The sequence below is a fragment of the Pseudomonas sp. GW821-FHT02H06 genome (genome assembly GCF_059421525.1).
Genome location: NZ_JBWKVD010000004.1, coordinates 75,773 through 90,703, shown reverse-complemented (window position 1 = coordinate 90,703; position 14,931 = coordinate 75,773). Strand labels below are relative to the sequence as shown.

General features: G+C 58.4%; 14 protein-coding genes and 1 pseudogene. 10 read left to right on the top strand and 5 right to left on the bottom strand.

Annotation, left to right across the window (positions count from 1 at the left end):
* The first annotated feature begins 239 nt into the window (after window positions 1-239).
* Entirely contained in the window at window positions 240-1,298 is a 1,059-nt protein-coding gene (gene dinB / locus AC07VF_RS08735; RefSeq protein WP_192170852.1) for a DNA polymerase IV, read from the top strand.
* A gap of 17 nt (window positions 1,299-1,315) precedes the next feature.
* Here the strand turns inward: dinB and AC07VF_RS08730 are convergent, their stop codons facing one another.
* The 3 genes from AC07VF_RS08730 to AC07VF_RS08720 all read right to left on the bottom strand — a co-directional run bounded on the left by AC07VF_RS08730 (window position 1,316) and on the right by AC07VF_RS08720 (window position 5,567).
* Window positions 1,316-2,272, bottom strand: coding sequence for a hypothetical protein (locus tag AC07VF_RS08730; protein WP_192170853.1), 957 nt, complete (start codon window positions 2,270-2,272; stop codon window positions 1,316-1,318).
* A gap of 83 nt (window positions 2,273-2,355) precedes the next feature.
* Entirely contained in the window at window positions 2,356-4,071 is a 1,716-nt protein-coding gene (locus AC07VF_RS08725) for a proline--tRNA ligase (protein WP_192170854.1), read from the bottom strand.
* Window positions 4,072-4,244: 173 nt separating this feature from the next.
* Window positions 4,245-5,567 carry an OprD family porin gene (locus AC07VF_RS08720; protein ID WP_122623039.1) on the bottom strand — a complete coding sequence of 441 codons (1,323 nt, stop codon included), beginning with the start codon at window positions 5,565-5,567 and terminating at the stop codon, window positions 4,245-4,247.
* Window positions 5,568-6,554: 987 nt separating this feature from the next.
* On the opposite strand from AC07VF_RS08720, the gene AC07VF_RS08715 reads away from it, so the two are divergent.
* On the top strand, window positions 6,555-6,980 hold the full coding sequence (locus tag AC07VF_RS08715) for an HIT domain-containing protein (protein WP_192170855.1): 426 nt from the start codon (window positions 6,555-6,557) through the stop codon (window positions 6,978-6,980).
* A gap of 2 nt (window positions 6,981-6,982) precedes the next feature.
* Window positions 6,983-7,189 (top strand): SlyX family protein, encoded by a 207-nt coding sequence (locus tag AC07VF_RS08710; RefSeq protein WP_192170856.1) that lies wholly within the window; start codon window positions 6,983-6,985, stop codon window positions 7,187-7,189.
* Between the two features lie 74 nt (window positions 7,190-7,263).
* Here the strand turns inward: AC07VF_RS08710 and AC07VF_RS08705 are convergent, their stop codons facing one another.
* Window positions 7,264-7,485 carry a cold shock domain-containing protein gene (locus AC07VF_RS08705; protein WP_004667445.1) on the bottom strand — a complete coding sequence of 74 codons (222 nt, stop codon included), beginning with the start codon at window positions 7,483-7,485 and terminating at the stop codon, window positions 7,264-7,266.
* Window positions 7,486-7,593: 108 nt separating this feature from the next.
* Window positions 7,594-7,869 (bottom strand): annotated as a pseudogene (locus tag AC07VF_RS08700) (cold shock domain-containing protein membrane protein); the annotation flags it as partial.
* A 424-nt stretch (window positions 7,870-8,293) separates the two neighbouring features.
* On the opposite strand from AC07VF_RS08700, the gene AC07VF_RS08695 reads away from it, so the two are divergent.
* The 7 genes from AC07VF_RS08695 (at window position 8,294) to ruvB (ending at window position 14,861) form a co-directional block, all read left to right on the top strand.
* Window positions 8,294-8,767 (top strand): Dps family protein, encoded by a 474-nt coding sequence (locus AC07VF_RS08695; protein WP_037014103.1) that lies wholly within the window; start codon window positions 8,294-8,296, stop codon window positions 8,765-8,767.
* A gap of 437 nt (window positions 8,768-9,204) precedes the next feature.
* Entirely contained in the window at window positions 9,205-9,552 is a 348-nt protein-coding gene (locus tag AC07VF_RS08690; protein WP_192170857.1) for a ribbon-helix-helix domain-containing protein, read from the top strand.
* Window positions 9,553-9,813: 261 nt separating this feature from the next.
* Window positions 9,814-11,589, top strand: a complete 1,776-nt coding sequence (gene aspS / locus AC07VF_RS08685) for an aspartate--tRNA ligase (protein WP_192170858.1) — start codon at window positions 9,814-9,816, stop codon at window positions 11,587-11,589.
* 149 nt (window positions 11,590-11,738) lie between these two features.
* Complete coding sequence (locus AC07VF_RS08680) at window positions 11,739-12,485, top strand: YebC/PmpR family DNA-binding transcriptional regulator (RefSeq protein WP_192170859.1); 747 nt, start codon at window positions 11,739-11,741, stop codon at window positions 12,483-12,485.
* Window positions 12,486-12,610: 125 nt separating this feature from the next.
* A complete protein-coding gene (gene ruvC, locus AC07VF_RS08675; RefSeq protein WP_065989739.1) occupies window positions 12,611-13,135 on the top strand; it encodes a crossover junction endodeoxyribonuclease RuvC in 525 nt (174 codons plus the stop codon).
* Between the two features lie 61 nt (window positions 13,136-13,196).
* Window positions 13,197-13,805, top strand: a complete 609-nt coding sequence (gene ruvA, locus AC07VF_RS08670) for a Holliday junction branch migration protein RuvA (RefSeq protein WP_065989737.1) — start codon at window positions 13,197-13,199, stop codon at window positions 13,803-13,805.
* On the top strand, window positions 13,806-14,861 hold the full coding sequence (gene ruvB, locus AC07VF_RS08665) for a Holliday junction branch migration DNA helicase RuvB (RefSeq protein WP_065989736.1): 1,056 nt from the start codon (window positions 13,806-13,808) through the stop codon (window positions 14,859-14,861).
* The last annotated feature ends 70 nt before the right edge of the window (window positions 14,862-14,931 follow it).

Sequence of the window (14,931 nt, the reverse complement as noted above, 5' to 3'; positions counted from 1 at the left end):
CGTCTGTGTGGCGGCATTCTACAGAGGATCGCCGGGCTGTCAAGCAATCGGCAGAAAAAAAGGCTTTTTCTTCAATCGGTTAGCGTGAACGTGTCGCGGAGAGCCATGGCGCGTCTCGCTTTCGGGACTTTCAGGGGCGGTTTCTTGGAGTGGCATGGCCGTAGGGGACGAGGCTTATTCAGTGTCAGAAAGTCGCGTGAATGAGATACTGCTCGACCGTTTTCCTACGACCCTATGTGATGCCGCAGCGCAAAATCATCCATATCGACTGTGATTGCTTCTACGCCGCTATTGAGATGCGCGACGACCCGCGTCTGGCCGGCAAGCCGTTGGCAGTCGGCGGGTCGGCTGAACGGCGGGGTGTCATTGCGACCTGCAACTACGAAGCTCGGGCCTACGGCATCCGCTCCGCGATGTCATCCCGACATGCGCTGACGCTGTGCCCGGATCTCACCATCGTCAAACCGAGAATGGATGCCTATAAAGAAGCATCGAAAGAGATCCAGACGATCTTCCGTGACTACACCGATCTGATCGAGCCGCTGTCGCTGGATGAGGCTTATCTGGATGTCACGGAATGCGAGCACTTTTCCGGCAGTGCGACGCGGATCGCCCAGGACATTCGGCGGCGCGTTTCCAATCAGTTGCACATCACCGTTTCCGCCGGCGTCGCTCCGAACAAGTTTCTGGCCAAGATCGCCAGCGACTGGAAAAAGCCCAACGGGTTGTTTGTCATTACCCCGGATCAGGTGGAAGACTTTGTCTCCGAATTGCCGGTGTCCAAGTTACACGGCGTTGGCAAAGTAACGGCCGACAAGCTGGGCCGCCTCGGCATCATCACCTGCGCCGATTTGCGCGGCTGGAGCAAGCTTTCGCTGGTGCGGGAATTCGGCTCATTTGGCGAGCGGCTGTGGAATCTGGCCCATGGTGTGGATGAGCGGCCCGTGCAGAACGACAATCGCCGCCAGTCGGTCAGTGTCGAAAATACCTATGACACTGATCTGCCGGACCTCGCCAGTTGCCTGCTGATGCTGCCGGCATTGCTGGAAACGTTGAACGACCGCATCGCGCGGATTGACACCCTTTACCGCCCTGGCAAACCGTTCGTAAAGGTCAAGTTTCATGACTTCACCCAGACAACGCTGGAACAGGCGGGGGCAGGGCGGGACTTGAGCAGTTATGAGCAACTGTTGACCCAGGCGTTCGCACGGGGCGGTAAGCCGGTGCGATTGCTTGGGATTGGTGTACGTCTGCATGACCTTCGGGCTGCCCATGAGCAGCTCGAGTTGTTCAGCTGAGACTGGTTCAGGCCAGGCTATTCGCTGCCCGGCGGTACCGCGACCAGGCGACCAGCATCTTTTGCCAGTGCCCGAAGGAATTCGTGCTGCAACTGCGGATCGTTGCGGGTCAGCTCGATCAATGACTGTTCCAGCTCACTGGCTTCCTCTTCCAGTCCCAGCTCGGACAGGCGCTTGACGCGATGCACCCACTGGCTGACTTCGTCATCTTCCAGATCGTCGTAGATCAGGTCGTGGGCTTCAATCAGCTTGCCGCGCAGTGATTTGCTCAGTGGCAACGTGGCAGTTGCCTGAACGTTGCTTTGCTCATCCTGCACTTTGATGTTCAGTTGCGTGACATAGCTGAGGTTCTGCTCGGCGAACGGGCTGTCCAGCAGATTCACGCGCAGCACGCCGTTACGGTCCGTATTCAACTCGTGGGTCTCTTTGCCCGCGGTGACTTCAACCGGCGCTTCACTCCACGGCAGACTCGAATGCTCGACGCGGTGATCGCGCTGTACTTCGTCGATACCGGCCAGGTTCTGTTGAGCGCGACCATGGGAGGGTGCGTTCATGAACGGGTTGACCCCCGCGACGCCGTAAGTGAGCCAGTCCTTGGTGACACTGTCGGGCAGACTGCCAAACGTCAGTACGTTGACCACATTGGCGCCGATGCCCGCGACGATGGCCACCGCGCCCAGTGGGATTTCATAGACTTCCCGCCACGGCTGATACGGCGTGTACCGGTCGTAGTGCCGGGTGACTTCGAATTCGGTGATGTCGAAGGTTTTCAGCTCGTGGATGCGTATCCGGCGCTGGGGCAATTCCAGCGTCTTGGGATCGCCAAGGTCGACCTGAAAACTGTGGTCGAGCAATTTGCGCTCGACACGTTCTTCATGCTCGCTGCGTTGAGACAGATGATTGGCACAGCCGCCAAGAAACAGGCTGGTGCACAACACAGCGCCTGCGAGACGTGAGGGATTTCGCTTGAACATGAGATCTCTAGGTGCAGGTAAGGCGCATAGCAGAGGCGTGGCGGATGAAAGCGCGCCTGCACAATCGCAGGCGCGCAATCCGGTCAGCGCTTGATCCGGTCCTTGATGAAAGACAACACATCGGCGACAGGCAGGGCCTGCGCTTCGGCTTCGGTGCGGCTCTTGTATTCGAGGTTACCCTCGGCAAGACCACGGTCACTGACCACGATGCGATGCGGAATGCCGATCAGTTCCATGTCAGCGAACTTGATCCCCGGGCTGGTCTTCTTGTCGCGGTCATCCAGCAACACTTCGAAGCCGGCAGCCGTCAGTTCGGCGTACAGCTTGTCGGTTGCCTCTTTAACCGCATCGGTTTCGTAGCGCAGCGGCACGAGGGCGATCTGGAAAGGCGCGAGCGCGTCGCTCCAGATGATGCCGTTTGCGTCGTTGTTCTGCTCGATCGCGGCAGCCACAACGCGCGACACACCAATCCCGTAGCAGCCCATGGTCAGTGTGACCGGCTTGCCGTTCTCGCCCAGCACCTGGCACTTCATCGCGTCGCTGTACTTGGTGCCCAGCTGGAAGATGTGCCCGACTTCGATGCCGCGCTTGATGATCACGTTGCCCTGACCATCCGGGCTCGGGTCGCCGGCGACGACGTTACGCAGGTCAGCGACGGTCGGAACAGGCAGGTCCCGCTCCCAGTTGACGCCGAAGTAGTGCTTGTCGTCGATGTTCGCGCCAATACCGAAGTCGCTCATCAGCTCAACCGAGCGGTCGATGATGCACGGCAGCGGCAGATTCAGCGGGCCGAGGGAACCCGCGCCGGCGCCAATGGCATCGCGCAGTTCGGCTTCGGAGGCCATGACCAGCGGGCTGGCGACTTGCTCCAGATTCGACGCCTTGATTTCGTTGAGTTCGTGATCGCCACGGATAATCAGCGCAATCAGCTTGCCTTCTTCAGCGGCATGCACAACCAGCGTCTTGACGGTCTTTTCGATCGGCAGATTGAACTGCTCGACCAGGGCCGCGATGGTCTTCGCGTCAGGGGTGTCGACAAGGCGCAGCTCTTCTGTCGGCGCAGGGCGGCTGGCCTCGCGCGGAATGGCTTCAGCCTTTTCAATGTTCGCGGCGTAGTCGGAGGTGTCGCTGAACACGATGTCGTCTTCGCCGGACTCGGCCAGCACGTGGAACTCATGGGAGCCCGCGCCACCAATGGAGCCGTTGTCGGCCACGACCGGGCGGAAGTTCAGGCCCAGACGAGTGAACACGTTGCAGTACGCCTGATGCATACGGTCGTAGGTTTCCTGCAGGGAATCCTGGGTCGCATGGAAGGAATAGGCGTCCTTCATGATGAACTCGCGGCCGCGCATCAAACCGAATCGCGGGCGGATTTCGTCACGGAATTTGGTCTGGATCTGATACATGTTGATGGGCAGCTGTTTATAGCTGTTGAGTTCGTTGCGGGCCAGATCGGTGATGACCTCTTCGTGGGTCGGGCCCGCGCAGAAATCGCGATCGTGACGGTCTTTCAAGCGCAACAGCTCAGGGCCGTACTGTTCCCAGCGGCCCGACTCCTGCCAGAGCTCTGCCGGCTGAATACCCGGCATCAACACTTCCAGCGCGCCCGCTGCGTTCATCTCTTCGCGAACCACCGCTTCGACCTTGCGCAGTACCCGCAGGCCCATGGGGAGCCAGGTGTACAGACCGGAGGCAAGTTTGCGGATCATGCCGGCACGAAGCATCAGCTGATGGCTGATCACGACCGCATCGGATGGCGTTTCTTTCTGTGTGGCGAGCAAATATTGACTGGTACGCATGGTCGGCCGTTGTCGGTTGCGGTGACTGGGAAATGACCCGGCATTGTACGGTGGTGGTATCGCTGAGTACAGGCCGGGCGGGCACCGCAGGAGCAGGGATTGTCAACCGCGCGCCCATGAAAAAGCCCGGCGCGAGGGCCGGGCTTTTCTATAACGAGTGTCAGACAGTGCGATTACAAGACCGAAATCGGGTAGTCGACGATCAGACGGAACTCGTTGACATCGCCTTCGCCCTCGTCCGTGTTGGCACGGTGGAATGCTTGACGGATGCGGAACGACAGGTCTTTGGCTGGGCCAGTTTGAACAACGTACTTGGCCTCGACGTTGGTCTCGTGGTGGCTGCCATCAGAACCGTACAGGCCGGTGTAGGTGCTGTTCGATGGAGTGTGAGTCCCGTCGATGTCAGTACCGGTCACGTAGCGAGCCATGAAGCTCAGGCCTGGAACACCGTAGGTGGCCATGTTCAGGTCGTAGCGGGCTTGCCAGGATTTCTCACCCGGGGCGTTGAAGTCGGAGTATTGAATCGAGTTCGCCAGGAAGATCGAGTCGCCACCGCGGTTGTTGTCGCCGATACCGATGTAGTCGAACGGTGTATCACCGTTAACTTTCTGGAATGCCAGGGTCAGGGTATGAGCGGCCAGGAACGAGTAGGCTGCAGACAGGGAGAAAGCGTTGTTGTTGATGTCGCCTGCTTTCTTGCTGCCGGTGTCCTGGGTGTTGTAATAGTTGAAGTCAAACGCCAGCGCCTGGTCGTCAGTCAACGGCAGTGCGTAGTTCACGTTGCCGTAGTACTGGTTCCACACGTCTTCCAGTTTGTTGTAGTAGAAACCAACACCCAGGTTGTCGGTGATCGAGTACTTGCCGCCGCCGTAGGTAGCGGACTTGGAAGTCACGCCAGCGTAGGTGGCCCAGATATCGCCGTTGCGATTGGTCTCATCCTGGCTGGTGCCCGAAGTGAAGCGACCTGCTTCTACGTCGAGACCTTTGATCTCACTGCTCTGCAAGGTCACGCCAGTTGCTGTTTGTGGCAGCAGGCGGGAACCGCCAACTGCGAAAACCGGGTTCTGCGGCTGCATGTCGCCGATTTTCAGTTCGGTCTTGGAGACGCGGAATTTAACAGCGCCACCGGCCTTGCCGAAGCTGTCTTCGTTTTTACCCTGGCTGTCGGTCACCAGGTTGCCCGAACCCGAATACTTGTCCGAACCATCAAGCTTGAAGCCGGCATAGCCAAACGCGTCAACACCGACACCAATCAGGCCTTGGGTGTAACCGGAGCTGTAGTTAGCCCAGAAACCTTGAGTCCAGTCTTTGTCGTCTACCGCGCCATTCTTTTTGTCGCGATTATAGTAGTAGTTACGAGCCTTGACGTCGAGCTTGCTCCCCTCTACAAAACCAGTTGCTTCGGACTGATCGCTTACGAATGCCGCAGCCGATGCCAATTGGGTGCTGGCTGCAGTAACTGCCAGTGCGATTGCGCTCCACTTCATCACTCTCATCGTGACTTTGCTCCTTTGGTTTTTAAGAAGAGTACTGCCGTCCACCTGTTTTTTTATCTGGCCGGCTTCTTTCTTTTTGGTGTCGGCGAAATTTATAGCACGCTGACATTAATGGCGATAGTTACGAACCTATCCTTTCAATTTCTTTACGGCCTTGTCGCCGCCAGCTCTGTCCATGTCGCTACTGAACAGCTCCTGATTCGTTAAACCGTGCAACTACCGGGTTACTTTGAACGCTGGATTCATTCACACCTTCATTGAATCCAGACGCTCCAGCTACCTTGTCAAACGCCGTTGCATCCCTTCGGTCCCGGCCTGTCTCTCGACACGCTCGTCTTCAAGCCTGTGTGTGACAAAGCAACAACCGTGCACAAAATTTCGACGAATATGAAAAAAATGTCGGAAGCGTTGTAAAAACATTCGATGTCGACTCCAAGCTACTGAATCAAAACGATAAAAATATTTTCGATAGCCTGCTTTGCAACCCGAATTTTCTTGAGACTAGCGCGATGAAATGTCACTAACGTTACCTGTTACCCCTTGGCAGTGGGTAAATCGCGGATAGCTGTCACATATCCGGGCCTCATCTGAGTCGTTTTGGTGCGTCACGCCGCAAAATTGCCTGCGTTTGGTTCTTCCGATTCGGTATCGCTGCCATCCTAGGAATCATGACTGCAGCGGCACCCAGGAATATCGTCCGTGAGGCCCGGATTGACTGGGTGCACCCGAAGTCCGTTGCCTGGTTCTGCCAGGCCTGGGGCGGCGGCTGCCCGCTTCATGAAAGTGCGTGGCGGTATTTTTCGCGCGTTTCTGGTGCGAGGCGGACGTGTAGTGCCTACCGATCAACACCAGATCCGCAAAATGCCCAGAATCACAGTGCCGGATGAATCGTCCGGAATTCGCGAGTATCCTTCCCGCTACCCACGACTTCTTTATCGGGCCAGTCAATCGGCTCAGCCTATCTAATCCGCGATCAGGAGTATTTACGTGTTTGTTCTAGATCCGCGCTTGCTGCAAGACACACTACCGATCGGCGACTTCCCGCTGTGCACGCTGCTGCTGTCCAATGATTCCAATTACCCATGGTTCATTCTGGTGCCGAAGCGTCCGGACATCAGTGAAGTGTTCCAACTGTCCGAAGCGGAGCAGGCGCAGTTGTGGAAAGAAACCACCTACCTCTCGGCCGTACTTGATCGTACGTTTCACGCCGACAAGATGAACGTCGCTGCGCTGGGTAATGTGGTCAGTCAGCTGCATATGCATGTCATTGTTCGCCGGGTCGGCGACGCGGCCTGGCCTGCTCCGGTATGGGGAAAGCATCCCGCCAGGCCTTATTCGCCGGATGAGGTTGCCCGGATCACCTCGCAACTGAAGTCCGGATTGACCGAAGCATTCACCTTTAAGGAGGACTGACCATGGATCTTGAATCACGTGTCATGGAGCTGGAAAGTCGACTGGCCTTTCAGGACGATACGATTCAGGCCCTCAACGATGTATTGGTCGCCCAGCAGCGCAGTCTTGATCGTCTGGAATTACAGATCACCGCCCTGATCAAGCGTCAGGAGGAGATGGGCGGGCAGGGCGACGGTTTTGCTGAAGACTCGCGTCCCCCTCACTATTAAGGGTAATAGAGCCAAGGGCAGAATTTCAGCCAAAAAAAACCGCGCTTGTGAGCGCGGTTTTTTATGCGGCAACGTTAGCGGCGCGGAAGCGCAGCGATGACGTCTTCCGCTTGCAGGCCTTTGTCGCGGTTCATCACCGAAAACTCGACGCGCTGGCCTTCGACCAGAACGCGGTGGCCTTCTCCGCGAATGGCGCGAAAGTGCACGAAGATATCGTCGCCCGAATCACGGGAAATGAATCCGAAGCCTTTGGAGGTGTTGAACCACTTCACCGTACCTGTATCGCGGTTGCCCAGATCCTGGGACTGTGCGGCAGGCGCAGGAGAGGAACGGTAGAAGCTGACCGCCAGGTGCAACGCCACGGCAATAACGACGGCGAGCAGGCTGACCAGGACGGCTGGCTGGCCGGCAATGGTTTCCAGTGGAACGACCAGCGTGAGGATTTGAAGCACGACAGCCAGCACGAGCAAGCCGCTGACCAGGTTTTGCAGTTGATGACGTGGACCTTTGTTCCAGTAAGGAATCACTGGCGCAAGCACCAGGTTGATGAGGCCGAAGAGCGCCAAGTACAGCGCATCCGGTTGGGACAGGTAAGAAGACAGCGCTTCACTACGCAGGCTAGGGATGAAAGACAGCAGCAGGGCAGCTGCGCCCGTTAGCAGGTGGACTATTTTCAACATTTCGATGACTCACATTAAGATGGATCACAAGGAAATAGCGGGTGACCTTCGGTACGCTTCGGGAGAAAAGGGAGGCGTGATGCACGAGTGTCGGTCCCGCCTACGCACTGCCGCCGGACGGCACTTTGGCGGCAGCGCGTCTGTATTTAACAGCAAAGCCGAGAGCTACTCAAATCAAGTGCTTAGCGCATGTGTTCGCGGGTGATAGTGGCGGTATGTCGGTTTTTTTCGATTCTGGCAAGAGGCTCGTTCCAGAGCGGCCGGGCTAAACAAACCGTTACGCTGATCGTTGCTATTAAAGGAAGCGGGCCTGACTGCGGCCCCGTGACTGAACTAATCCCGACAGATGGCTGCGCAGGGTCCATGGTCTTGGTAGAGTGGTCGGCAGTCGTTTTAAAAAAACCATCATTGAAGAGGGCTGAACATGGCAATCGATATCGGCATCAGCGAAGAAGATCGCAAGTCCATCGTGGACGGTCTTTCCCGCCTGCTGGCAGACACCTACGTGTTGTATCTGAAAACCCATAACTTTCACTGGAACGTGACTGGCCCGGCTTTTCGTACCCTGCACCTGATGTTTGAAGAGCAATACAACGAACTGGCGCTGGCGGTGGATCAAATCGCCGAACGTATCCGCGCACTGGGCTTCCCGGCGCCGGGCACCTATTCGACCTATGCACGCTTGTCGTCGATCAAGGAAGAAGAGGGCGTACCCGCTGCCGAGGACATGATTCGTTCGCTGGTTCAGGGGCAGGAAGCAGTCACCCGTACGGCCCGTGGCATTTTCCCGTTGCTGGACAAAGTAAGCGACGAGCCAACGGCGGACTTGCTGACCCAGCGCATGCAAGTGCATGAGAAAACGGCCTGGATGCTGCGCTCGATGCTGGAAACCCAATAATCAGAAGCTCAGTCATCCACAGCTGATCAACGCAATACAGGTGCGGGCAACGTAACGGGTGCCCGCTCCCCACTGCTTTCACCCGCCGCGCGCGACAATCCCCTCCTGATCCACCCTCTGTGTGAAATCCTTTAGCTCACAACGCTCACCTGTGAAACGCGTTCGCCCTCTTTTCCCGAGTCACGCTGGCGTCCGCAATCAGGTGCGCGGGAAGAAATAAACCAGCGAAAAATACATATTTAACACCCCGATTAGGATCGGGTCTGAGTCGTTTGCCGACTCTCGAAAATCACCCCTGCAGCGTGGTGATCTCCTACAGGTTCAGAGTGCTCCTTCTGCTGGTTGCGCCCTTTGGAATACGGCTTGATAGACACCTCTTTTCAACTGATTGCGAAGGTGCCGATGCCATATCCGTAATCGCAACGAGGGGGACCTGCATGAACCTGAATATTGCCCGAGAGGGATGGGAGCCGACCCAGTGTCTGAACGCCCGGGGCGACCCGTTTATCGAAAATTTCAACATGAGCCTGGCCCAGCCGCACTCCAGGTCGGTGAGGCTCAATGGGCTGGCCACATGCCTGCGACTTGAGGAGGTGTACTGGAATATTCTGTCCGAAATGGCACGATTCAACGATTGCTCCATCAACGCCGTGCTGTCCTACGTCGATCGCGAGGTTCACCTGCGTTACGGCGGCGTCAAGAATTTCAGCGGGCTGATCCGCGTCGTGTGCGTGGCGCACGTCTTGAGTGCCGAGGGCCTGCGGCTGACGCCGTCGCCGACCTGACCTGATTTCAGCGGGCCCGTTGCGGCGGGCCTGCATTCCCTGGCGGCACTGCGGTATCCACGCCGTGTGCCGACATCTTCTTGCCCTGTATCGGGCTGGGCGGCTGCACAGCGATGATTATCCCTATATAATCCCCCGCCTTACCGTGGGAGGCAGGATTGACCGTCAGGTTGGACTGCATGCCAAAGCTTGCGCACCCTTGCACCGGCGACGGGCGAAAGCTCCATCGAATTCCGAATTACGAGAAGTGAACACACGATCATGATGCGCAGCCATTATTGCGGCCAACTGAACGAGAGCCTGGAAGGTCAGGAAATTACCCTTTGCGGATGGGTCCATCGCCGTCGCGACCACGGGGGGGTGATTTTCCTCGATATTCGCGATCGTGAAGGTCTGGCCCAGGTGGTTTTCGATCCGGATCGTGCTGACACCTTCGCCATCGCCGACCGCGTTCGCAGCGAATACGTGGTCAAGCTGACCGGTAAAGTGCGTGCGCGTCCTGCCGGCGCCGTCAACCCGAACATGGCGTCGGGCGCGATCGAAGTGCTGGGCTATGAGCTGGAAGTGCTCAACGAGTCGGAAACCCCGCCGTTCCCGCTCAACGAGTACTCCGACGTCGGTGAAGAAACCCGCCTGCGTTATCGCTTCATCGACCTGCGTCGTCCGGAGATGGCTGAAAAGCTGCGCCTTCGCTCGCGCATCACTTCCAGCATCCGTGGCTTCCTGGACGGCAACGGCTTCCTTGATGTCGAGACGCCGATCCTCACCCGCGCCACGCCGGAAGGCGCCCGTGATTACCTGGTACCAAGCCGTACCCACCCAGGCAGCTTTTTTGCCCTGCCGCAATCGCCTCAGCTGTTCAAACAGCTGCTGATGGTTGCCGGTTTCGACCGTTACTACCAAATCGCCAAGTGCTTCCGCGACGAAGACCTGCGTGCCGATCGTCAGCCTGAATTCACTCAGATCGACATCGAGACCAGCTTCCTCAACGAAGCCGACATCATGGGCATCACCGAGACCATGGTCCGCAAGCTCTTCAAGGAAGTGCTGGGTGTGGAGTTCGCTGACTTCCCGCACATGACCTTCGAAGAAGCCATGCGTCGCTACGGTTCCGACAAGCCAGACCTGCGTAATCCGCTTGAGCTGGTTGACGTTGCCGATCAGCTTCAGGCCGTGGATTTCAAAGTGTTCAGCGGTCCGGCCAACGATCCGAAGTGCCGTGTCACGGCGCTGCGCGTTCCCGGCGGTGCGAGCATGCCGCGTAGCAAGATCGACGACTACACCAAATTCGTCGGTATCTACGGCGCCAAAGGTCTGGCCTACATCAAGGTCAACGAGCGCGCCAAAGGCGTCGAAGGCCTGCAGTCGCCGATCGTCAAGAACATCCCTGAAGCCAACCTCAACGTGATCCTTGATCGCGTGGGTGCAGTGGACGGCGACATCGTGTTCTTCGGCGCCGACAAATTCAAAATTGTCAGCGAAGCATTGGGCGCCTTGCGCATCAAGCTGGGCCACGACCTGAACCTGCTCACCTGTGAATGGGCGCCGATGTGGGTCGTCGACTTCCCGATGTTCGAAGAAAACGACGACGGCAGCTTCTCTGCGCTGCACCACCCGTTCACCGCGCCGAAATGCTCGCCTGAAGAGCTTGAGGCCAACCCTGCGACCGCGCTGTCCCGCGCGTACGACATGGTGCTGAACGGCACTGAGCTGGGTGGCGGTTCGATCCGTATCCACCGCAAGGAAATGCAGCAGGCCGTGTTCCGTCTGTTGGGTATTTCCGAAGACGAACAGCAAGAGAAGTTCGGCTTCCTGCTCGACGCACTGAAGTACGGCGCGCCGCCCCACGGTGGCCTGGCGTTCGGTCTGGATCGTCTGGTCATGCTGATGACCGGTGCTCAGTCCATTCGTGAAGTCATTGCCTTCCCGAAAACCCAGAGCGCTGCGGACGTGATGACCCAGGCACCGGGCGTGGTTGATGCCAAGGCACTGCGCGAGCTGCACATCCGCCTGCGCGAGACGCCGAAGGCTGAGTAAGCCGTGTAGGTCTTGTAGAACATGGGGCTCGGCGGACTGACGATTCGGTCCGCCCTGGTCCCCGCCCATACCGGGCACAGATTCGAGTGAAGCGTCTGCGTTTGAGCGATCAAGCGCGGGCGTGCGTGTTTCAAGGTTTGGAGCGTGTTATGGCTGGTCATTCCAAGTGGGCGAACATCAAGCACCGCAAAGAGCGTCAGGATGCCAAGAAAGGCAAGATCTTCACCAAGTGGATCCGCGAACTGACCGTCGCTGCCCGTCAGGGCGGAGGTGATCCGGCGTCGAACCCGCGTCTGCGTCTGGCCCAGGACAAGGCCCTTGGCGCGAACATGAGTCGCGACATCATCGACCGCGCCATCGCTCGCGGTGCCGGGGCTGCCGATGCCGATGACATGGTTGAACTGGGTTATGAAGGCTACGGCCCGGGTGGCGTTGCGGTGATGGTCGAAACCATGACCGACAACCGCAACCGGACCGCTGCGGCAGTGCGCCATGCGTTCAGCAAATGCGGTGGCAACCTGGGGACTGACGGTTCGGTGTCCTATCTGTTCGAACGCAAGGGGCAGATCTCCTTTGCACCGGGCGTTGACGAAGACGCGCTGATGGAAGCTGCCATGGAAGCGGATGCTGACGACGTGGTCACCCACGAAGACGGCTCCATTGACGTATTCACGTCGTTCTCCAGTTTCTATGCCGTGCGCAACGCCCTGGAAGCCGCTGGTTTCATGCCCGCCGATGCGGAGATTGTGATGCAGCCGACCACCAGTGCGGTGCTCGATCTGGACATGGCGGAAAAGGTCCTCAAGCTGATCGATATGCTGGAAGACCTGGATGACGTGCAGAACGTCTATTCCAACGCCGAAATCCCGGACGAGGTGCTGGAGCAGCTCGGCTGATCCTTTGCCCGTTCGGAACTTGAGGCCGGAGCGCACGAAGCGTTGATGATCAACGCTATCGGCCTCCGGCTTCTGCCTTTATGCTGCGTCCAATTGTTCGCGTTACCTCTCAAGCTGCAGGCGTTATGACTCTTATTTTAGGTATCGACCCCGGTTCACGAATTACCGGGTTTGGCGTGGTGCGTGATACCGGGCGCGGCTGCGAGTACGTGGCCTCGGGCTGCATTCGCACGGGCACAGGCTTGCTCCATGAGCGGCTGCAGATTGTGTACCGCGGCGTACGCGAGGTCATTCAGACGTACGGTCCCGTGACCATGGGCATCGAAAAGGTGTTTATGGCGCGCAACCCGGACTCGGCCTTGAAGCTGGGCCAGGCCCGGGGTGCCGCGATCGTTGCAGGCGCCGAAGAAGGCCTGGAGATCGCCGAGTACACCGCGACCCAGGTCAAGCAGGCCGTCGCAGGGACGGGAGGCGCCAACAAGGATCAGGTGATGATGATGGTCATGCATCTGCTTAAGCTGACCACCAAACCCCAGGTGGATGCGTCGGATGCACTGGCAATTGCCATGTGTCACGCACATACCCGATCCAGCCTCATCCCTCACGGCCTCAATACCGCGCGCAGTCGTGGCGGTCGTCTGCGGCTCTGATGGCATTATTTGCGTTAGCACGGCCCGTCGCAGCAACGGGCCTCTGGAAAGGATTTGATTCGTGATTGGACGTCTACGCGGTACGTTGGTCGAGAAGCAGCCGCCGCATCTGGTACTGGATGTCAACGGCGTGGGTTACGAAGTCGAAGTGCCCATGACCACGCTTTATCGCCTGCCTCATCTGGGCGAAACCGTGACACTGCATATTCATCTGGTGGTTCGTGAAGACGCGCACCTGCTGTTCGGTTTCTACGAGAAGCGTGATCGCGAGATGTTCCGCGAGCTGATTCGTCTGAATGGGGTCGGGCCGAAACTGGCCCTGGCCCTGATGTCGACACTGGAAGTGGACGAGTTGGTGCGCTGTGTCCAGGCGCAGGATACCTCCGCGCTGACCCGAGTCCCGGGCGTTGGCAAGAAGACCGCCGAGCGTTTGCTGGTCGAGCTGAAGGATCGCTTCAAGGCGTGGGATTCGTTGCCGGGCACCTTCGCGCTCGTATCGGACGGGCCGGGCGCGCCGATGGCCGTGGCGACGGCGGAGTCGGATGCCGTCAGCGCTTTGATTTCCCTGGGCTACAAGCCCCAGGAAGCGAGCAAGGCAGTGACCGCGATCAAGGACAAGAATCTCAGCAGCGAAGACCTCATTCGCCGCGCACTGAAGGGGATGCTGTAAGTGATAGATGCCGACCGTCTGATCGCCGCCACCGGGCGTGACCGTGACGAGCAACTGGACCGTGCGATCCGGCCGCTGAGCCTGGCCGACTACATTGGTCAGCCCACCGTGCGTGAGCAGATGGAGCTGTTCATTCAGGCGGCGCGCGGCCGCAGTGAAGCGCTGGACCACACGCTGATCTTTGGTCCGCCGGGCCTGGGTAAAACCACACTGGCGCATATCATCGCGCAGGAAATGGGCGTTTCGATCAAGAGCACCTCGGGCCCTGTGCTCGAACGGCCGGGAGATCTTGCGGCGATTCTCACCAATCTTGAGCCCCACGACGTGCTGTTCATCGATGAAATCCACCGTCTGTCACCCATCGTCGAGGAAGTACTGTACCCGGCGATGGAAGATTTCCAGCTGGACATCATGATCGGTGAAGGCCCTGCGGCGCGCTCCATCAAGCTCGATCTGCCGCCGTTCACGCTGGTGGGTGCGACAACCCGCGCGGGCATGCTGACCAATCCGCTGCGTGACCGATTTGGTATCGTGCAGCGTCTTGAGTTCTACAGCACTGCGGATCTGGCCACGATCGTGTCGCGCTCGGCGAAAATTCTCGGTCTGTACATCGAGGACGAAGGCGCATTCGAGATTGCCCGTCGTGCACGGGGAACGCCACGGATCGCCAACCGGCTGCTGCGTCGGGTGCGGGATTTCGCCGAGGTGCGCGCCAAGGGCGAGATCACCAAGGCGATTGCAGACCTTGCGCTGAACCTGCTGGACGTGGACGAACGCGGTTTCGATCATCAGGATCGACGCTTGCTGCTGACGATGATCGAGAAGTTCGATGGCGGGCCGGTCGGGGTGGATAACCTCGCGGCGGCCATCAGCGAAGAACGACACACAATTGAGGACGTGCTGGAGCCCTATTTGATTCAGCAAGGCTATATGATGCGCACACCTCGCGGCCGCATGGTCACGCGGCATGCGTATCTGCACTTCGGTCTGAACATCCCCTCGCGGATGGGCGACCGGGCGGTGATGGATGAACCGGTCGAAGACCCTGACGAATAAATGCACGATCAACCGATTTATTCGGGTGTTTGATGGTCTGACGGGCAGTCACCGCAAAGTGACGCGTTGC